Source organism: Streptomyces sp. NPDC059740 (assembly GCF_042733155.1).
In the GTDB taxonomy this organism is placed as follows: domain Bacteria; phylum Actinomycetota; class Actinomycetes; order Streptomycetales; family Streptomycetaceae; genus Streptomyces.
In genome coordinates this window covers 358419-377259 of record NZ_JBHWGP010000003.1, presented here as the reverse complement: position 1 = coordinate 377259, position 18841 = coordinate 358419, and the positions used below count along the sequence as shown (strand labels likewise).

Here is an 18841-nt window from a genome sequence, read left to right as displayed (position 1 = left end):
GACGAGAACCGAGGAGCTGAACTGCGATGGTGGACGTCAGCGAGCTGGTGGCGAAGGCGCGGGAGGGCCGGCCCCGTGCGGTGGCCCGGCTGATCTCCCTGGTCGAGAGCGCCTCGCCGCACCTGCGCGAGGTGATGGCCGCCCTCGCCCCGCTCACCGGCAACGCCTACGTGGTGGGCCTGACCGGCTCGCCCGGCGTGGGCAAGTCCACCACCACCTCGGCACTGGTCAGCGCCTACCGCCGGACCGGCCGACGGGTGGGGGTGCTCGCCGTCGACCCCTCCTCGCCGTTCTCCGGCGGGGCGCTGCTGGGGGACCGGGTGCGGATGACCGAGCACTCCTCCGACCCCGGCGTCTACATCCGCTCCATGGCCACCCGCGGCCACCTCGGAGGGCTCGCCTGGGCCGCGCCGCAGGCGGTGCGGGTGCTGGACGCCGCGGGCTGCGAGGTGATCCTCGTGGAGACGGTCGGCGTCGGCCAGTCGGAGGTGGAGATCGCCTCGCAGGCGGACACCTCCGTCGTCCTCCTCGCCCCCGGAATGGGCGACGGCATCCAGGCGGCCAAGGCCGGGATCCTGGAGATCGGGGACGTCTACGTCGTCAACAAGGCCGACCGGGACGGCGCCGACGCCACGGCCCGTGAGCTCAACCACATGCTCGGCCTCGGGGAGTCCCGCGGCCCCGGTGACTGGCGCCCGCCCATCGTCAAGACCGTCGCCGCCCGCGGCGAGGGCGTGGCGGAGACGGTCGAGGCGCTGGAGAAGCACCGGGCCTGGCTGGAGGAGCACGGCATGCTCGCCGCCCGCCGCCGGGCCCGCGCCGCCCGCGAGGTGGAGACCATCGCGATCACCACCCTGCGGACCCGCATCGGCGACCTCCGCGGCGGCCAGCGCCTGGACCGGCTCGCCGACCGGGTCGCGGCCGGCGAGCTGGACCCGTACGCGGCGGCCGACGAACTGGTGGCGGGGCTGACGGGGGAGTAGGGCCCGTCAGGCGGTGACGGCCGCCGGGCCCGTCGGCGGCCGTCAGTCCTCGTCCTCGGCGTCGTCGACGGTGACCCGGGTGACGTGGCCGCTGTGCGCGTCGACCAGCACGTCGTGCTGGACGCCCTTGCCGGTCACCGTCTCGACCTTCCACAGCGCCTTGCCCGCGGGCTGGTCGTCGTCGACGTCCACCGAGGTCACCGCGCCCCACTTGTGGGCTGCGCGGGCGGCCTCCACCGCGTTGACCGAGGTGCCGTGGAGCCGGGTGCGGGCCTCGGCGGCGTCGTCGTCGTCGCGGTCGGTGTGGTCGGCCAGGACCCGGCCGGTGTGCGCGTCCACCACGATCTCGTGCGAGGTGGAGCCGTGGCCGGCGATGTCCACGTCCCAGACCAGACCCGGCCGGTCCCGGTCGAGGTCGAGGCCGGTGACCAGGCCGCTGCGGGCGTGGTGCGCGGCGGCCTGGGCCTGGGCGGGGGTGACCTTCGCCTCGCGGGCCTCGCGGACGTCGCCGTCGCCGGCCCCCTTCGCGGTGGCGCCGCCCGCGGCCTGCGCGTCCCGGCTCGCGGCAGGCGCCGTGCCCTGGGACCCCGGGGCGTTCACGGCCAGTGCGGTCGCGGTGCCCCCGGCGACCAGGACGGCGGCGGTGGCGGTGGCGACGATGACGCTGCGCTTCATGGCGGCTCTTCCCTTCAGGTGGCTTCGGTGCCGTGTCGCCGCACTTCCTCGACGACGACCGCCACACTGCCGGGGACCTCCTGAAGAGAGCCTGAAGCCACCTGAAGAAAGCTTCAGCCGGCAGATGGCAAGGTGGGCGCATGCGCCTGCTGATAGTGGAGGACGAGCGTCGACTCGCCCGCTCCCTGGCCCGGGGCCTCCAGGCCGAGGGCTACGCCGTCGATGTCTGCCACGACGGCACCGAGGGGCTCCGTCTCGCCCGGGAGCACGACTACGACCTCGTCATCCTGGACATCATGCTGCCCGGACTGAACGGCTACCGGGTCTGCGCCGCGCTGCGGGCGGCCGGTGACGAGGTCCCGGTGCTGATGCTGACTGCCAAGGACGGCGAGTACGACGAGGCGGAGGGGCTGGACACCGGCGCCGACGACTACCTCACCAAACCCTTCTCCTACGTGGTGCTTCTCGCCCGCGTCCGCGCCCTGCTGCGCCGGCGCGGCCGGTCGGCCGCACCCGTCCTGCGGCTGGGACCCGTCACCGTGGACCGGAGCACCCGCCGGGTGGAGCGGGACGGCGCGGAGGTGCTCCTGACAGCCAAGGAGTTCGCCGTTCTGGAACAGCTCGCCGAGCGGGCCGGTGAGGTGGTCTCCAAGACCGAGATCCTGGAGCACGTCTGGGACTTCGCCTACGAGGGCGACCCCAACATCGTCGAGGTCTACGTCAGCGCGCTGCGCCGCAAGCTCGGCGCGGACACCATCGTCACCGTGCGCGGCGCGGGCTACCGGACGGCGGATCGCGGTGCCTGAGCAGGCCCCGCCGGCCGCACCCCCCGCCCGCCGCACCCCCGCGGACGCCACTGCCGGGACGAAGCCGCGCCGGCCGCGGCTGCTGCGGACGGTGCGGGCCAAGGCGGCGCTCGGTGCGACCCTGGTGGTCACCGTGGCGCTGGTCGCCGCGGGCGCCGCCGTGCTGCTGGTGCTCCGGGACAACCTCGCCGACCAGGCCGGTCTCCAGGCGGAGGTCACCGCCCGCCAGGTCGCCTCGCAGATCGCCGCCGGCACCCCCTACCGGCGGCTCGACCTGCCCGACGGGGACGACCGGCCGGTGGTCGTCACCGGGGCCGAAAGCGACCGGGTCCTGGCGGCCGGCGAGGACGTCGAGGCCGTGGACGGGAAGCGGGTGGGCGCACCCGCCGGCAGCGACGACGCCGCGGCCTCCTGCACGGACGACGACTGCGAGGACGGCAAGCCGCGGGCCACCGCCTCGCCCGGGACGGTCGACGACGACGTGGACCATGACGACGGCACCGCACGCGTGGACGGCCGCACCGCCTCCTACCGCTTCGCCAGGATCGAGGCCTCCGACACCGGCGGCCGGGACGTGGAGGTCCGGGCCGGCGCGCCCACGGCGCCCGTGCAGGAGGCGGTCTCCACGGTGCGCGACGCCATGCTGCTGGGCCTGGTGCCGCTGCTGCTCGTGGTGGCCGGGGTGACCTGGCTGGTCACCCGCCGGGCGCTGCGGCCGGTGGAGGGCATACGCGCCGAGATGGCCGAGATCACCCAGAGCACCGACCTCTCGCGGCGGGTGCCGCAGCCGGCGACCGAGGACGAGATCGGTCGCCTCGCCCGCACCACCAACCAGACCCTCGCCGCCCTGGAGACGGCCGTCGAGCGGCAGCGCGCCTTCGTCGCCGACGCCTCCCACGAGCTGCGCAGCCCGCTGGCCGCCCTCCGCACCCAGCTGGAGGTGGGCCTGGCCCATCCCGGGCTGCTGGACGTCCCCGGCGCGGTCGCCGACACCGTCCGCCTCCAGACCCTCGCTGCCGACCTGCTGCTGCTCGCCCGCCTGGACGCCGGGGAGCGGCCCGCCGCACGCCGGCTCGACCTGGGCGCGCTGGTGGCCGAGGAGGCGGGCCAGCGCCACGCCGACCGGCTGCCGGTCGAGGTCACCGCGGCCCCGGACGTCACCGTCGCCGGCTCCCGCAACCAGCTCAGCCGCGTCCTGGGCAACCTGCTCGACAACGCCCAGCGCCACGCGGCCACCGCGGTGCGGGTCCGGGTGGCCCGGGAGGGCCGGTGGGCGGTGGTGCGGGTCGCCGACGACGGACCGGGCGTACCGCCCGGGGAGCGGGAGCGGATCTTCGAGCGGTTCGTCCGGCTCGACGACGCCCGCAGCCGCGACGAGGGCGGCGCCGGACTGGGGCTGGCCATCGCCCGGGACGTCGCGGAGCGGCACGGCGGCGGCCTCACGGTCCAGGACGCCGCGGACGCCGGGCAGGGCCGGGCGGCAGGTGGCGCGCTGTTCGTGCTCCGGCTGCCGGCGGTGGACCCGGGCACGAGCGACTGACCTGGACGGACGCCCGCCGGGGCAGGCGCAGGGCCCGGCCCGGGGCCGCTACGCCATGCGGTCGACCCGTCAGCGCATGGTGATTATCCGGCCATCGTCCGGGCAAGTGGGAAGTCATGTCGCTTCTGAGAGCTGTCGCCCGCCCGATGCTGGCTTCGATCTTCGTCACCGCCGGCTACGAGACGCTCCGCAATCCGGAGCGCGTCGCACCGCTCGCCGAGCCGGTCGTCCGGCCCGTCATCGACCAGGTGCCCTTCCTGCCGGAGCAGACCGCCAGCGCCGTGCGGCTCAACGGCGCCGTGCAGATGGCCGCCGGGACGCTGCTCGCCTTCGGCAAGGTGCCCCGGCTGTCGGCCCTGGCCCTCGCGGCGACGCTGGTGCCCACCACCTGGGCGGGCCACCGCTTCTGGGAGGCGGAGGACGAGCAGGAGCGGGCCGGCCAGAAGATCCACTTCATGAAGAACCTCTCCATGCTCGGCGGACTGCTGATCTGCGCCGCCGACACCGGCGGCCGCCCCTCGCTCGCCTGGCGCGGCCGGCACGCGGCCCACTCGGCCGTGCACGGTGCCGCCAAGGGCGGCGGCCGGGCGGGCCTGCTGGCGAAGGCCGGCTCCCGCGGCGTGAAGGCCGGCGGCCACACCGCGAAGGCGGGCGGCCACACCGCGCGCTGCGGCGCCAAGGGTGGGGCGAAGGCCGGGGCCCGGCTGGCCAGGGCCACCGGACGCCATTGGCTGCGCACCGCCAAGTGGAGCGGCAAGGCCGGCTACACCGCGGGCAGGATCAGCGAGCGGCTGCCGATCGGCTGACCCGGCGCCCCGCACGCGCGAGGACGCGGCAGGCCCCCACGCCCCCACCGGGTGCGGGGGCCTGCCGCCGTCGCGTACGGGGGACCCACCGGGGCTCAGGGGCGGCCCCGGCATCCCCGCAGGTGCTCGGCGACCGGGGTGAGGGAGGTGTGCAGCGTCGCCAGTCCCTCGGGGCTGAACAGGTCGATGAAGTGCTCCCGGACCGAGGCGACGTGGTGCGGGGCCACCTTGCGCATCGTCTCCCAGCCGGTCTCGGTCAGGACGGCGAACAGGCCCCGCCGGTCGGACTCGCAGTGCTCGCGGCGCACCAGGCCGGCGTTCTCCATGCGGGTGATCTGGTGCGAGAGCCGGCTCTTGGACTGGAGCGTGGCGGCGGCCAGGTCGGTCATCCGGGTCCGGTGGTCCTCGGCCTCGGAGAGGTGGACCAGGATCTCGTAGTCGTTCATCGTCAGCCCGAAGGGCTGGAGGTCGCGCTCCAGCTGGTGGGTGAGGAGACGGTTGACCTCCAGATGGGTGCGCCAGGCCGCCTGCTCCTGACCCGTCAGCCAGGGAACGTCGCTGTCGAGGGGGGGCTCGGTGACGCCGTCGGTGCTCATGACTCCATGATACCCATAGAAGTTTAATTTCGAACTAATTTTTGCGGGGGTGGACGCCCCGGACTCAGAGGCCGAAGCGGCGGCCCAGCTCCCCGAGTCCGCCCGGGAACGAGGACGCCCCCGAGCCGCCGTGGCCCCCGCCGGGCCCCTGGGGGACGCCCTCCTCGTGCGGGACCGCTCCGGTCGCCGCCTCCGGCATGAGCACCTCGGTGGACTGGAGGAGTACGGTACCCGCCCCCACGAACTCGAACTGGTGCTCCTCGCCGGAGGCCCCGCCCACCCCGGTCAGCGCCCGGACCCCGCCGAGGAAGCCCCGCAGGTAGGCGTGGTCGTAGTGGTGGCAGGGCGAAGGGCAGTCCGCCCAGCCCACCAGCGCCTGTGGGTCCACCCGGATCGGCGGCTCCACGAAGACCACCGGCCCGTTGGAGGCGGCCACGAACTTCCCGGTGCCCAGCAGCGTCACGAAGCCGGGGATGATCGACTGCTTCAGGGCGAGGGAGGGCTGGAACGCCAGGAGGTTGCCGGACCGGATCGTCAGGTTGCCCTCGTCCAGGTCGTAGGAGTTGACGTCGAAGGCCCGGTCGGCCAGCAGCATCTTCCCCCGGCCCTCGGCGACCACCCAGTCCGCGGCGTGCAGCGGCGAGTGGAAGCTGGAGGCCACCAGTGCGTCCAGGTGGCCGTGGCCGATCCCCTGGAACTCGATCTGCCCGTAGTAGGCGATCATCTTGCCCTTCTGGAGGAACCACTGCCCGTTCAACTCCACGCTGAAGGCGTAGGGGTTGACGTTGTCGTCCACCGGAAGCGAATACACGTCGTACTGGGGCGCACCGGTCACAGCTTGTCCTCCGAAGCCTGCACGTACACCGTTCCCTGCCCCGACAGCTCCAGCTGGAACGCCTCACCCGAACCGCGTCCCACCATGTCCCGCCAGCCCAGTGCCGTGGAGAGCTTGTTGCGTACCTCGCCGCGGTGGGCCACGTAGGCCTGCGGATCCACGTGGACCGGGCGCTGCGGGGTGATGGGCAGTTCCAGGACGCCGCCGTGCGCCATCACCGCCACCGAGCCGGCGCCCTGCAACGTGGTGGTGAACAGGCCCTGCCCGGTGACCTGTCCCCGCACGATCCCCATCACACCGCCCTGCGATCCCATGAACATCGTGGACTGCCGCAGCGAACCGTCGAAGGCCAGCAGCCGGTCCGCCTCGACGTAGAGCGTCTCGCCGCGCAGGTCGACGACGTGGACGTGGTGGCCCCCGTGGCCGAACATCACCTGCCCCTGCCCCTCGACCGTCATCAGCGGCGCCGCCTCGCCTGCGACCCGCCGGCCGATCATCGAACCGAACCCGCCCTGGCCGCCCTGCAGGTTCGGGGTGAAGGTCACCTGGCCGCGGTAGGCGAGCATCGCGCCGCGCTGGCTGAACAGCCGCTGCCCCGGCACCACCTCGGCCTGCACCATCTTCGGGTTGAGCATCGTGAACGGCATCAGACCTGCCCTCCGAGGGTGTTGCGCTCGCTGGGCTGGACGTACACCAGTCCCTCGCCCTCGAACCGGATCTGGAACGCCTCGCCCGAGCCCTCACCCATGAAGGTGCGGAAGGTGACGCCCGACTGGAGGTGCTGCCTCAGCTCGCCGGTGTGCGCCACGTACGCCCCCGGGTCCACCTGGAGGGGGTGGTCCCGGGTCACGCGCAGCACCACCGCGGGCCCGTCCGAGGTGAGGGCGGCCTGGCCGCTGCCCTCGACGGTGGTGGTGAACAGGCCGTTGCCCTGCGAGGCGCCGCGCAGGCCGGTGAACGTCGTCCCGGTCCGCAGCGCCGCGTCGGTGCACAGCAGGTTGGAGGCCTCCACGTACAGCTTCTCGCCGTGCAGCGTCACCAGGTTGATCTGGGTCGCCCGGTCCGCGAAGTAGCAGGTGCCGTGCCCCTTGACCTCCATGACCGTCATCTGTTCACCGGTCAGCCGCCGGGTGACCATCCCCCGCAGCCCCTCACCGCCCCCCGTCATCTTCTTGAACGACATCCGGCCCTCGTAGGCCACCATCGCGCCGTTCTTCGCCTTGACGGCGTCGCCGGCCATGTCGACCGCGAGCACCTTGCTTCCTTCGAGCCGGAACTGAGCCACTCACCGAAGGTAGCGGGCGGGGACGGCCGGTGGCAGGGGGACGCGGAACCACCCTCGCCCGGCCGCCCCGGCGCGGGACGGACCCGGCGGGGCTGACACAATGACGAGGCACGCTTGTGCGCCGATTCACAAAGACGATCACCGACCGACCCACCTGGTGGACGCGGCCGGGCCCACCGCCCGGTCCACGTCGCCGGAACGAGGTACCCCCGTGGACATCAAGACCGCCGCCGCCATGCACCGCCTGCGGCTGATCTCCCTCCCCGAAGCCGTCTCCTTCCTCCTGCTCCTGGTGTGCTCGGTGCTCAAGCGCACCACGGACTTCGACGCCGTGCCGGTCATGGGGATGGTCCACGGCGTGCTCTTCGTGCTCTACGTGCTGTTCTGGGCCGACGCCTGGAACCGCACCCGGTGGTCGCCCGGGCGCGCCGCCGGCTACTTCGTCCTGTCCGTCCTGCCCACCGGCGGGTTCTTCGCCGAGCGGATGCTGCGCCGCGAGTCCGAGGCCTCGGTCATCGCCGCCCGCGCCCGCCGCGAGGGAGTGGTGAACGCATGATCGTCGCCTTCTCCGTCAGCCCGCTCGGCGTCGGCGAGGACGTGGGGGAGTACGTGGCCGAGGCGGTGCGGGTGGTGCGCGCCTCCGGCCTGCCCAACCGCACCGACGCGATGTTCACCACCCTTGAGGGCGAGTGGGACGAGGTCATGGACGTCGTCCGGCGTGCCGTCGCCGCCGTGGAGCAGCGCGCCGGCCGGGTCTCGCTGGTGCTCAAGGCCGACATCCGGCCGGGCGTCACCGACGGTCTGACCTCGAAGGTCGAGACCGTCGAGCGGTACCTGTCCGAGTAGGCCGCGGGCCGGGGAGGGAGACCCCGGCGCCTCACTCGTCCTTGAAGTCGCCCGCCGCCACCCGCAGCGGCTTGAACAGCGTGAAGATGTCCGCGCAGCCCTGCTCGTCGTAGACGCCCAGACCGAAGTCCATCTCCATCAGGTCGCGGGTGGCGGCGTCGCACACCTCGCGGCCCTTCTCGGTGATCGAGGCGAGGGTGCCGCGGCCGTCGTTGGGGTTGGGCCGCTTGGCCACCAGACCCGCCTTCACCAGGCGGTCCACGGTGTTGGTCACCGACGTCGGGTGCACCATCAGCCGCTCGCCGATCTTGGACATCGGCAGCTCCCCGGCGCGCGAGAAGGTGAGCAGCACCAGCGCCTCGTACCGGGCGAAGGTCAGACCGTAGGGCTTGACGACGGTGTCGACCTCCGACAGGAGGATCTGCTGCGCCCGCATGACCGAGGTGATCGCCGCCATGGCGGGCACGGCGCCCCAGCGCTGCCGCCACAGGTCGTCGGCGCGCTGGATGGGGTCGAAGGAGAGGCTCAGGGGCTTCGGCACGCTGTGCACGATAGTCGGTGCCCTGCACCGGAAGCCTTCCAGGGCCCGCCCGGCCCCTGCCCGCCGCCACGGCGCGGTGGGCCCGTCCCTCGGCCGGGGCCCGGCGTCAACGGCGTGCGGACGCCGCGCCCCCGCCCGGGGGGTGGCGAAGATCGCCCCGGAACGTGTGGTTACGCTCGGTCCCATGAAAAAGAGCGTGCTGACCCGCTACCGGGTCATGGCCTATCTCACCGCGGTGATGCTCCTCGTCCTGTGCGCCTGCATGGTCGCCAAGTACGGCTTCGGGGTGGGCGAGAGCCTGACGCTGGTCGTCGCGCAGATCCACGGTGTGCTCTTCATCGTCTACCTGGTCTTCGCCTTCGACCTCGGCTCCAAGGCGCGCTGGCCGTTCGGCAAGCTGCTCTGGGTGCTGATCGCCGGCACGATCCCCACGGCTGCGTTCTTTGTGGAGCGCAAGGTCACCCGCGAGGTCGAGAACGGCCTGGTGGAAGCCCCCCGCGGGGAGCCCGTCGAGGCCTGAGGGTCCTGTGCGCCGGGCGCCGCGGGCCGGTCCGCCGTTCCTGCGGCGCCTCTGCCGTCGACAAATAGTTGGACGTCCAAGTAAATTCGGGGGTATGGACGCTCACGCCATCGAGGAGGGCCGCCGTCGCTGGCAGGCCCGGTACGACGCCGCCCGCAAGCGCGACGCCGATTTCACCACGCTCTCCGGGGACCGGGTCGACCCCGTCTACGGCCCCCGTCCCGGCGACAGCTACGAGGGCTTCGAACGGATCGGCTGGCCGGGGGAGTACCCCTATACGCGGGGGCTGTACGCCACCGGCTACCGGGGCCGGACCTGGACCATCCGCCAGTTCGCCGGCTTCGGCAACGCCCACCAGACCAACGAGCGCTACAAGATGCTCCTCGCGGGCGGCGGCGGCGGTCTCTCGGTGGCGTTCGACATGCCGACGCTGATGGGGCGCGACTCCGACGACCCCCGAGCGCTGGGTGAGGTCGGCCACTGCGGGGTGGCCATCGACTCCGCCGCCGACATGGAGATCCTCTTCGACGGCATCCCGCTCGGCGAGGTCACCACCTCCATGACCATCTCCGGCCCCGCGGTCCCCGTCTTCTGCATGTACCTGGTCGCGGCCGAGCGGCAGGGTGTCGACACCGCCACCCTCAACGGCACCCTCCAGACCGACATCTTCAAGGAGTACATCGCCCAGAAGGAGTGGCTCTTCCCGCCCGAGCCGCACCTGCGCCTCATCGGCGACCTCATGGAGCACTGCGCGGCCGGCATCCCCGCCTACAAGCCGCTCTCGGTCTCCGGCTACCACATCCGGGAGGCCGGCTCCACGGCGGCGCAGGAACTGGCCTACACCCTCGCGGACGGTTTCGCCTACGTCGAGCTCGGCCTCTCGCGGGGTCTGGACGTGGACCTCTTCGCACCCGGCCTGTCCTTCTTCTTCGACGCGCACGTCGACTTCTTCGAGGAGATCGCGAAGTTCCGCGCCGCCCGCCGCATCTGGGCCCGCTGGATGCGCGAGGTGTACGGGGCGAAGAGCGAGAAGGCCCAGTGGCTGCGGTTCCACACCCAGACCGCCGGGGTCTCCCTCACCGCCCAGCAGCCCTACAACAACGTGGTGCGCACCGCGGTGGAGGCGCTCGCCGCCGTCCTCGGCGGCACCAACTCCCTCCACACCAACGCCCTGGACGAGACCCTCGCCCTGCCCAGCGAGCAGGCCGCGGAGATCGCCCTGCGCACCCAGCAGGTGCTGATGGAGGAGACGGGGGTGGGCAACGTCGCCGACCCGCTGGGCGGCTCCTGGTACGTGGAGCAGCTCACCGACCGCATCGAGGCCGACGCGGAGCGGATCTTCGAGCGCATCAGGGAGCGCGCCGCCCTGGCCGTCCCCGACGGGCAGTACCCGGTGGGGCCGATGACCTCCGGCATCCTGCGCGGCATCGAGGACGGCTGGTTCACCGGCGAGATCGCCGAGTCGGCCTTCACCTACCAGCGTGCGCTGGAGAAGGGCGACAAGAGGATCGTCGGCGTCAACTGCCACGAGGGCTCGGTCACCGGCGACCTGGAGATCCTCCGCGTCAGCCACGAGGTGGAACTCGACCAGGTCCGCACCCTCGGGGCCCGCCGCGACCTGCGCGACGACAGCCGTGTCCGGGCCGCGCTCGACGCCATGCTCCGGGCCGCCCGGGACGGCAGCAACATGATCGGGCCCATGCTGGACGCGGTCCGCGCCGAGGCCACCCTCGGCGAGATCTGCGACGCGCTGCGGGAGGAGTGGGGGGTGTACACCGAGCCCTCGGGCTTCTGAGGCCTGCCCCCGCCCGCCTCGCAGCGCAGACGCGTCCTCCCGCGGCCGTTTCCGGCCGGGCGGCGACACTCCCTGGACGGGCCGCGCCACGTCCGCACCGGACGGGCAGGCCGGCGGAGCCCGGCCCGGGGCCACGTGCCGAGGAGCCCCGTCCGGCCGGACGGGGACGCGGCTCGCAGCACGCACCGGCGCGTACCCCTCCCCGGGGTACGCGCCGGTGCCGTGCCGCCCGGCCTCCGCCGCCCTCCTCGGCTCCCGCGCGTCCCCACCCGTCACCGCCGGTAGCCGTGTGCCGGGCCTCACACACGCGGGACGGCGGACGGGGTCGGCCGGGCCCGCCCCCGACACCGGTACGGGAGGTTCCGCAACTCCCCTGAGCCGTTCGGGCGGTAGCCGCGGCGGTGGGGTGAGAGGGGCCCCTGCGCGGGCACCTGGCGGCATACCGGCTGCTCAGCAGTGTGGGAAGAGCAACAGGTGGGTTTTGCATCCACTCTGCGAGGGTGGGTACGCGCACCCGCGTTGTGCGCCGAGAGAAAGGCAGAACCACTGTGACTGGCACGGCCACACCCACGGCAACGACGCCGTCGACGCAGCACCACCGAGGCCGCGCACTCGGCGTCTGCATCGCCGCCGCGGTAGGCGGTTTCCTCTTCGGCTTCGACTCCTCCGTCATCAACGGCGCGGTCGACTCGATGGGCAGCCACTTCGCGCTGAACTCCTTCATGTCCGGCTTCGTGGTGTCCATCGCGCTCCTCGGTTGCGCCGTCGGCGCATGGTTCGCCGGGCGCATGGCGGACCGCTACGGTCGCCGCAACGTCATGGTGATCGGTTCGGTCCTCTTCCTGCTCAGCTCGGTCGGCACCGCCACCGCCTTCTCCGTGCCCGACCTGATGGTGTGGCGCGTGGTCGGCGGCCTCGGCATCGGTGTGGCCTCGGTGATCGCCCCGGCCTACATCTCCGAGGTGGCCCCGGCCCGCACCCGCGGTGCGCTCGGCTCCCTCCAGCAGCTCGCCATCACCATCGGCCAGCTCGTCGTCCTCAGCTCCAACGCGCTGCTCGCCAACTGGGCCGGCAGCCCCTCCCGCGACCTGTGGTGGGGCATGGAGGCCTGGCGCTGGATGTTCCTGGTCGGCGTGATCCCCGCGGCCGTCTACGGCATCCTCGCCTTCCTGATCCCCGAGTCGCCGCGCTGGCTGGTCTCCCGCGGCCGGACCGAGGAGGCCGCCCGCGTCCTGCACAAGGTCGGCGGCGAGGCCGACCCGCAGGCGAAGGTCGAGGAGATCAAGACGACGATCTCCACCGAGCACCGCCCCTCGTTCGCCGACATCCGAGGCAACCGGTTCGGTCTGCACCCGCTGGTCTGGATCGGCATCATCATGGCCGCGCTCCAGCAGCTCATCGGCATCAACGCGATCTTCTACTACTCCACGACGCTGTGGCAGTCGGTCGGCTTCAGCAGCTCGCAGTCGTTCGTGACCTCCGTGATCACAGCGGCTGTCAACGTTGTCATGACGGTCGTCTCCATGCTCTTCGTCGACAAGGTGGGCCGCCGCAAGCTGCTCTCCATCGGCTCGATCGGCATGCTCGTCGGCCTGCTGATGGCCACCGCCGCCTTCTCCCAGCAGCACGGCAGCGGCGCGCACGTCTCGCTGCCCGGCGCGTGGGGACCGGTCGCCCTGGTGGGCGCCAACCTCTTCGTGGTCTTCTTCGCCCTCTCCTGGGGCCCGATCCTGTGGATCATGCTGGCGGAGATGTTCCCGAACCGGATGCGCGGCTACGCCCTGGCCCTGGGTACCGCCTCCAACTGGATCTTCAACTTCATCGTCACCTTCGCCTTCCAGCCCATGACCCAGAAGGTCGGGCTGTCCTGGCTGTACGGCGCCTTCGCGTTCTTCGCCGTGGTGGCGTTCGTCTTCACCCGCACGAAGGTCAACGAGACGAAGGGTGAGGAACTGGAGGCCATGACGGGGCAGGTCCGCACCCGGGCCGCCAAGGCTTCCTAGCCGCACAGGAGGCCGGTCACGGCCCCGAACTCCCGCGCAACGCCCCGACGCCCCGGCGCCGCTCCCCGCGGCACCGGGGCGTCGTGCGTTCCCGCGGCCGGGCCGCGCGCTCCGCGGGCGGGGCCCGGGCCCGCTCCCGGCCCGCCTGCCCGCCGCGTCCTCAGGCGACCGCGCCCAGCCCGCCGATGAGCAGCTCGGTGAACTCCCGCACCCAGGCGGTGTCCACCGGCTCCGCGCTGATCAGGGTCCGGTGCACCACGGTGCCCGCGATGACGTCGAAGATCAGGCCCACGCTGCGGGCGGTGGTCTCCGGGTCGCCGGAGTCCGGGGGGAGCTCGCCGCGTTCCTGCGCCCGCCGGCGGCCGAGCAGGACCAGCCGCTTCTGCCGGTCCACGACGGCGACGCGGATGCGGTCGCGCAGCTCGGGGTCGGTGGTCGCCTCCGCCACCACGGCCATCAGCGAGGTCCGCGTCTCGGGGCGGGCCAGCAGGTCGGCGAACTGCAGGACGACCCCCTCGACGTCGGCGCGCAGACTGCCGCGGTCGGGCAGGCGCAGCTCGTCGAAGAGGAGGGCGACGGCGTCGACGACGAGGGCGTTCTTGTGCGGCCACCGCCGGTAGAGCGTGGTCTTCGCGACGCCCGCGCGGGCCGCCACGTCTCCCATCGTCAGGCCGCTCCAGCCCAGTTCGGTCAGTGCCGCCCGGGTGGCGTCGAGGATCGCGGTGTCGGCCGTCGCGCTGCGCGGCCGGCCCAGGCGGTTCTCCCGGGCGTCGTTGGCGGGAGTCGGCATGCGGGGACCTTACGTCGGGGGCGCGCGCACCGCCCGGCCCCGGTCGCGTGAGACAGATCACCGAAGCGGGTGGCCGGCGGGGCTGCCGCGCCGGAGGGTGCGGGAGATACGCTACGACGCGTAGCGAAAGCTTGAGGTGTGGACGCGACAACCGCACCGGCGCGGCCCCCGGTCGCGCCCTGCCGGCGGTGGGTGGGGACCCGTCCGCCGGCGACCGGACGGACCGAGCGGGTCCGGCACCCGCCGGAAGACGCCGGCGGCGCCGGGGCCGGGGAGTGCGCACCGGACACCCGCGCACCGCTTTTCGCGGTGGGCCGCCGAGGGGGGAGGATGGACCCATGCAGCCACGGAACATGTCCATGAGTGGAGTCGTCGACCTCGCCGCGGTGAAGGCGGCCGGCGAGGCGAAGCAGAAGGCCGAGCAGGCTCGGGCCGAGGCCGCCCGTACCGGTGCCGCCCCGGCCGCCGGGCGTCTGGTCGTCGACGTCGACGAGGCGGGCTTCCAGCAGGAGGTCCTCCAGCGCTCCACCGAGGTGCCCGTCGTCGTCGACTTCTGGGCAGAGGGCTACGAGCCGTGCCGGCAGCTCGACCCCGTCCTGGAGCGGCTCGCGCGGGAGTACGCCGGAGCCTTCGTGCTCGCCAAGATCGACGCCGCCGCCAACCAGATGCTGCTCCAGCAGTTCGGCGTGCAGGGCATCCCCGCCGTCTTCGCGGTGATCGCGGGCCAGCCGGTGCCGCTGTTCCAGGGGGCCGCCCCCGAGGAGCAGATCAAGCAGGTGCTGGACCAGCTCATCCAGGCCGCCGAGCAGCAGTTCGGCATCGTCGGCACCCCGGTGGCCCCGGGCGCCGAGCCCGCCGAGGCCGAGGCCGCGCCGCAGCCCGCCGGCCCCTACGACGCCCTGCTGGAGGCGGCGACGGCGGCGCTCGACTCCGGTGACCTGGGTGGCGCGGTCCGCGCGTACAAGAACGTCCTCTCCGACGACCCCGCCAACCCCGAGGCGCTGCTCGGGCTCGCCCAGGCCGAACTGCTCGGCCGGGTCGAGGGGCTGGACGCCGCGGAGGTGCGCAAGGCCGCGGCCGACGCCCCCGGTGACGTGCAGGCCCAGCTCCGGGCCGCCGACCTGGACCTGGTGGGCGGTCACGTCGAGGACGCGTTCGGGCGGTTGGTGGACACCGTCCGCCGGACCGCCGGTGACGACCGGGAGGCCGCGCGCCTGAGGCTGCTGCAGCTCTTCGAGGTCATCGGTGCCGACGACCCCCGGGTGACCGCGGCCCGCACCGCGCTGGCGAGGGTGCTGTTCTGATCTGAGGGCCGCAGAGGAAGCGGCCGGACACCCCCGCTCGTCGCCGCCGGGCGCACCGGGGCGGCGGGCGGGGACGGTCTGCACGCCATCAAAGTTGTCGAACAGGCGTTTCCTTTACCAAATCTTGATAAGGAAAGTGTCTGTTACTAGAAGTAACAGATCTTCAGAGATGTGAGGTACTTCCTCCTGGAAGTGCCCGTTTCCTCCTTCCGGGTGCGACGACCGTGCGTGCCCGGTCGGTGTCGTACCGTCGCGGCGTGGTGATCTGCCCGTTACTCGCAAGTAATGAACCCCTTGTGCGACGGCCGGTAATCGACAACGATCGGCCACGCTCGGTCCCTCCCCGCGCAGCCGGCAGCCGGTCGGCGGACGCGGGTTTTCGGGTCCCCACCGAGTGGTCGGCGGGCAGTGGCGCCGGCCTACGCGGACAGGGGGGTCCCTGCTCACCGGCAGGGCCTGTCCGCAGCGGCCTCGCGGGAGCGTGGCCCAGTGGTTGTCGCTCGGGGGTGATCGCCGGTGATACGGAAGCACATCACACGTTTCGGTAGACGGCGCTCTCCTTCCCGAGGACGTAGCACTTCTCCCATCCCAGGCGTCGGTCCGCAGCCGGCCTTTGGAGATGTACGTCCGAGAAGGAGGAAAGTCATGGAGTCCCAGGCTCGTGGCGGGACCAGATGGAAGCGGTTCGCCGTCGTCATGGTGCCGAGCGTCGCGGCGACCGCCGCGATCGGTGTGGCCCTCTCGCAGGGGGCGCTGGCGGCGTCGTTCAGCGTGTCGGGTCAGCAGTTCAAGGTGTCGGCCGACCGGCTGGACGGCACGGGGTTCGTCCAGTACGGCGCCGTCGATGCCCAGACGGGCGACAAGCAGGTGCCGGTTGCGGTCTCGGGGTTCTCGAACGCCAAGATCCAGAACCTGTGCCAGTCGGTCGTGGTCCCCGTCCCGGTCTTCGGTGACGTCTCGCTTCAGCTCAAGGCGGGCGGCGGCGGGAAGCCGGTGGAGGCGAAGAACCTCTACATCGACCTCGACGAGCTGAGCGCCGACGCGACGTTCAACAACATCGACATCGGTGTGGCCGCCGGTTCGTCCACCAAGGGCCCCGGCATGAGCCCGGGTGACAAGGGCAAGGCCGACCCCGGCTCCTTCGCCCAGCAGGCCGAGTCCGCGACGCTGACCGGCGTCAAGCAGACGGCGTGGGCGACGACCGCCGGCACCTTCCAGCTGAGCGGCCTGAAGATGAACGTCACCAAGGGCAAGCACGAGTGCTACTGACGCACTGAGCGTACGGGTGCGGGCGAGTCGGTACGGCTCTCGGGTCGTGGTCCCGCGCCCGTCCGCGTTCAGTGCTTCGCGCTCCAGCTCACGTACCACCGAAACGCCAGTCCCAAGGAGCTGTACGACATGAGCGCCGACACGCGACCACGCCTGAGCGAGAACTTCGGCGAGAAGCGCCACGCGTTCCGGGGATGGCGCGGTCAACGCCCGTTCTGGGGCGGACTGCTGACCCTGCTGGCCGGCATTCCGATCATGTACATCCCCTATGCGAACCTCACCATCGGTTCCCTGACCGTGCGTATGGCGACGACCGCCGGCGCCGGCTCGCTGATCATCGGCGTGCTGCTCGTCGTGCTGGGGCTGACCATGTGGTTCCAGCCCGCCTCGCGGGTCTTCGCCGGTGTGGCCGCGATCCTGCTGTCCCTGGTCTCCCTCGTCGTCTCCAACTTCGGCGCCTTCTTCGTCGGCTTCCTCCTCGGGCTCATCGGCGGCGCGCTCGCCGTCTCCTGGGGGCCGGCCAGGCCGGTGAGCGCCGGCGCCCAGACGCCGGCCACCGACGCCGCGACCGGGGAGGCGCGGGTGCCCGAGCAGCCGCAACCGCTCGGCTTCCCGGGTGCCACGGCCGGAGGGGGCGTCGGGACGGGCGCTTCGGACGACCTGTCAGGAACGAGCCCGACCAACGGGACGAACGGGAGGCACCGTGCCGGCTGACGAGCCCCTGGAAGGGGCGTCCACGCCGTGGGCGGGTGAGGGCACCCCCGCCCAGGCGCGGGGGAGAACGGGCGCAGCCGCCGCCGGCGGCGGCAGAGGACGCCACGCCGCCCCCAGGAAACCGCTGTTCAACCGGCTGCACCTGCCCGCGGGGAAGGCGATCGCCCTGGCGGCGATGCCCTCCGCCGTGCTGATGGGCATGGGGCTCACCCCCCAGCTCGCCCTCGCCAAGCCGCAGTCGCAGAGCCCCTTCCGCGACGGCCCCTGCGTGAGCGCGCCGGACTCCTCCGCCTCCCCCGAGGACGGGAAGAGCACCGACGCGGACAAGAAGAAGCAGGACGACGCCGGCAAGTCCACCGCCGACAGCACGAAGAGCGGCAAGGACGACACCGCCTCGGGCGGGGACACCGCGAAGGCGGGCTCCACCACCGGCAGGAGCGGTGGCTCCGACGCCTCGGCGGGCGCCTCCGACAAGACAGCGCCGAGCGCCACCCCTGCGCCCGGCTCCTCGGCGCAGGGCAGCGAGGACCAGAGCTCCGAGAAGGAGTCGGAGAACCCCTGGTACGACCCGCTGGGCCTGGGCAAGGTGCTGGGACTGGGCGGCAGCAAGGACGACGAGGCGGCGGCGACCCCGAGCGCCTCACCCAGCCCCTCCGGTGCGGCGGGCTCCGAGACGGCAGAGCCGAAGGCCGCGGGGAGCGGGCACAGCTCCACGGGGTCCACGCCTGCCCCCGGCAAGGGCTCCTCCGCCTCGAAGGACGACGCCGCCAAGGACGACTCCGCCAAGGGTTCCGCCGCGAAGGACCCGGCCGGGGACGGGAAGGCGACCGCCACCCCCTCGCCCTCGGCGAGCGAGGCCACCGGCCAGGACGGCAAGAAGCCCTTCCCCTGCGTGGTGGAGAAGAAGGTCGACGGCACGGACGAGCAGACCCCCGGGGTGCTGCCCGACACCCCGTGGCACCTGGACGCCAGCTCGCTCACGCTGCGTTCGCTCGACTACAAGGGCGTCGTGAACGTCACCACGGCCAACGGCACCCGCAAGCAGGTCCTGAAGTTCACCGCCGACAGCATCGACATCGGTGACCTGAAGCAGACCTTCAAGGAGTCCGACGGCACGGTCTTCCACACCGAGGCCGCCAAGGGCTCCACCTCGAAGTTCACCGGCGGACCGATCACGATGTACACCGAGCGCCTGCAGGGCAACCTCTTCGGTCTCATCCCGATCGTCTTCGACGCCGAGCACCCGCCGCCCATCAACGTCCCGTTCGCGATCTTCACGGACGTCTCGCTCGACCAGGCCGGCCAGTTCGGCGGCAACCTGCACATCCCCGGGCTGCACGCCTACTCGACGAGCTGACCCACCCCACGTACCACCCCGACCCTGGACATCACGACCCGGGAGTCGAACTGACGGACGAACCGGACGCCTCGCGGCCCATCGGCCCCCGTCGCCGGAGACCCTCCGGGAGCCGCACGACGGCCGTGGGGCGCCCCCCGGGGGCAGAGCCGGCCACGGCGGGGGCGGGGTGGTGA

The 18841-nt window shown here is 72.6% G+C and carries 19 protein-coding genes and 1 pseudogene; 13 read left to right on the top strand and 7 right to left on the bottom strand.

From position 1 onward, the window contains the following. Positions 1–26: 26 nt before the first annotated feature. The gene (meaB, locus tag ACFV3R_RS06320) at positions 27–983 is read left to right on the top strand and encodes a methylmalonyl Co-A mutase-associated GTPase MeaB (protein ID WP_385576339.1); all 957 of its coding nucleotides are present in this window, start codon (positions 27–29) and stop codon (positions 981–983) included. Between the two features lie 42 nt (positions 984–1025). Here the strand turns inward: meaB and ACFV3R_RS06315 are convergent, their stop codons facing one another. Then, entirely contained in the window at positions 1026–1658 is a 633-nt protein-coding gene (locus tag ACFV3R_RS06315; RefSeq protein ID WP_385576336.1) for a PepSY domain-containing protein, read from the bottom strand. 140 nt (positions 1659–1798) lie between these two features. Here ACFV3R_RS06315 and ACFV3R_RS06310 point away from each other — a divergent pair, with 140 nt between their 5' ends. The 3 genes and pseudogenes from ACFV3R_RS06310 to ACFV3R_RS06300 all read left to right on the top strand — a co-directional run. Then, positions 1799–2464, top strand: a complete 666-nt coding sequence (locus ACFV3R_RS06310) for a response regulator transcription factor (RefSeq protein WP_385576333.1) — start codon at positions 1799–1801, stop codon at positions 2462–2464. Positions 2465–2546: 82 nt separating this feature from the next. Further along, entirely contained in the window at positions 2547–4004 is a 1458-nt protein-coding gene (locus ACFV3R_RS06305) for a sensor histidine kinase (RefSeq protein ID WP_385576485.1), read from the top strand. Positions 4005–4120: 116 nt separating this feature from the next. Next, positions 4121–4555: pseudogene (locus ACFV3R_RS06300) on the top strand (DoxX family protein); the annotation flags it as partial. 350 nt (positions 4556–4905) lie between these two features. Here ACFV3R_RS06300 and ACFV3R_RS06295 read toward each other — a convergent pair. The 4 genes from ACFV3R_RS06295 to ACFV3R_RS06280 form a co-directional block, all read right to left on the bottom strand. After that, positions 4906–5406, bottom strand: a complete 501-nt coding sequence (locus ACFV3R_RS06295) for a MarR family winged helix-turn-helix transcriptional regulator (RefSeq protein ID WP_385576330.1) — start codon at positions 5404–5406, stop codon at positions 4906–4908. Between the two features lie 64 nt (positions 5407–5470). After that, entirely contained in the window at positions 5471–6241 is a 771-nt protein-coding gene (locus ACFV3R_RS06290) for an AIM24 family protein (protein ID WP_385576327.1), read from the bottom strand. Beyond that, entirely contained in the window at positions 6238–6888 is a 651-nt protein-coding gene (locus ACFV3R_RS06285) for an AIM24 family protein (protein WP_385576324.1), read from the bottom strand. Before ACFV3R_RS06285 ends, ACFV3R_RS06290 begins: the two co-directional genes overlap by 4 nt. Continuing rightward, a complete protein-coding gene (locus ACFV3R_RS06280) occupies positions 6888–7526 on the bottom strand; it encodes an AIM24 family protein (RefSeq protein ID WP_385576321.1) in 639 nt (212 codons plus the stop codon). The genes ACFV3R_RS06285 and ACFV3R_RS06280 overlap by 1 nt, the downstream gene beginning before the upstream one ends. Positions 7527–7737: 211 nt before the next feature. On the opposite strand from ACFV3R_RS06280, the gene ACFV3R_RS06275 reads away from it, so the two are divergent. Together ACFV3R_RS06275 and ACFV3R_RS06270 are read left to right on the top strand one after the other, a co-directional pair. Further along, entirely contained in the window at positions 7738–8082 is a 345-nt protein-coding gene (locus ACFV3R_RS06275) for a DUF3817 domain-containing protein (protein WP_385576318.1), read from the top strand. Next, the gene (locus tag ACFV3R_RS06270) at positions 8079–8372 is read left to right on the top strand and encodes an MTH1187 family thiamine-binding protein (RefSeq protein WP_385576315.1); all 294 of its coding nucleotides are present in this window, start codon (positions 8079–8081) and stop codon (positions 8370–8372) included. The genes ACFV3R_RS06275 and ACFV3R_RS06270 overlap by 4 nt, the downstream gene beginning before the upstream one ends. A 31-nt stretch (positions 8373–8403) precedes the next feature. Here ACFV3R_RS06270 and ACFV3R_RS06265 read toward each other — a convergent pair whose 3' ends face one another. Continuing rightward, the gene (locus ACFV3R_RS06265) at positions 8404–8913 is read right to left on the bottom strand and encodes a MarR family winged helix-turn-helix transcriptional regulator (RefSeq protein WP_385576312.1); all 510 of its coding nucleotides are present in this window, start codon (positions 8911–8913) and stop codon (positions 8404–8406) included. A 184-nt stretch (positions 8914–9097) separates the two neighbouring features. Between ACFV3R_RS06265 and ACFV3R_RS06260 the strand changes: the two genes are divergently transcribed. The 3 genes from ACFV3R_RS06260 to ACFV3R_RS06250 all read left to right on the top strand — a co-directional run bounded on the left by ACFV3R_RS06260 (position 9098) and on the right by ACFV3R_RS06250 (position 13231). Continuing rightward, positions 9098–9433: a DUF3817 domain-containing protein gene (locus ACFV3R_RS06260; protein WP_385576309.1), complete on the top strand. Its 336-nt coding sequence runs from the start codon at positions 9098–9100 to the stop codon at positions 9431–9433. Positions 9434–9527: 94 nt separating this feature from the next. Beyond that, a complete protein-coding gene (locus ACFV3R_RS06255; RefSeq protein ID WP_385576306.1) occupies positions 9528–11228 on the top strand; it encodes a methylmalonyl-CoA mutase in 1701 nt (566 codons plus the stop codon). A 548-nt stretch (positions 11229–11776) separates the two neighbouring features. Further along, positions 11777–13231 carry a sugar porter family MFS transporter gene (locus ACFV3R_RS06250; RefSeq protein ID WP_385576303.1) on the top strand — a complete coding sequence of 485 codons (1455 nt, stop codon included), beginning with the start codon at positions 11777–11779 and terminating at the stop codon, positions 13229–13231. Between the two features lie 160 nt (positions 13232–13391). Here the strand turns inward: ACFV3R_RS06250 and ACFV3R_RS06245 are convergent, their stop codons facing one another. After that, positions 13392–14021, bottom strand: coding sequence for a TetR/AcrR family transcriptional regulator (locus ACFV3R_RS06245; protein ID WP_385576299.1), 630 nt, complete (start codon positions 14019–14021; stop codon positions 13392–13394). Positions 14022–14359: 338 nt separating this feature from the next. On the opposite strand from ACFV3R_RS06245, the gene ACFV3R_RS06240 reads away from it, so the two are divergent. From ACFV3R_RS06240 to ACFV3R_RS06225, 4 genes are all read left to right on the top strand, one after another. After that, positions 14360–15325 carry a tetratricopeptide repeat protein gene (locus ACFV3R_RS06240; RefSeq protein ID WP_385576296.1) on the top strand — a complete coding sequence of 322 codons (966 nt, stop codon included), beginning with the start codon at positions 14360–14362 and terminating at the stop codon, positions 15323–15325. A 645-nt stretch (positions 15326–15970) separates the two neighbouring features. After that, complete coding sequence (locus ACFV3R_RS06235; RefSeq protein WP_385576293.1) at positions 15971–16594, top strand: DUF6230 family protein; 624 nt, start codon at positions 15971–15973, stop codon at positions 16592–16594. Between the two features lie 129 nt (positions 16595–16723). Then, complete coding sequence (locus tag ACFV3R_RS06230; protein ID WP_385576290.1) at positions 16724–17308, top strand: DUF6114 domain-containing protein; 585 nt, start codon at positions 16724–16726, stop codon at positions 17306–17308. Beyond that, entirely contained in the window at positions 17298–18665 is a 1368-nt protein-coding gene (locus ACFV3R_RS06225; protein WP_385576287.1) for a hypothetical protein, read from the top strand. Before ACFV3R_RS06230 ends, ACFV3R_RS06225 begins: the two co-directional genes overlap by 11 nt. Positions 18666–18841: the final 176 nt, after the last annotated feature.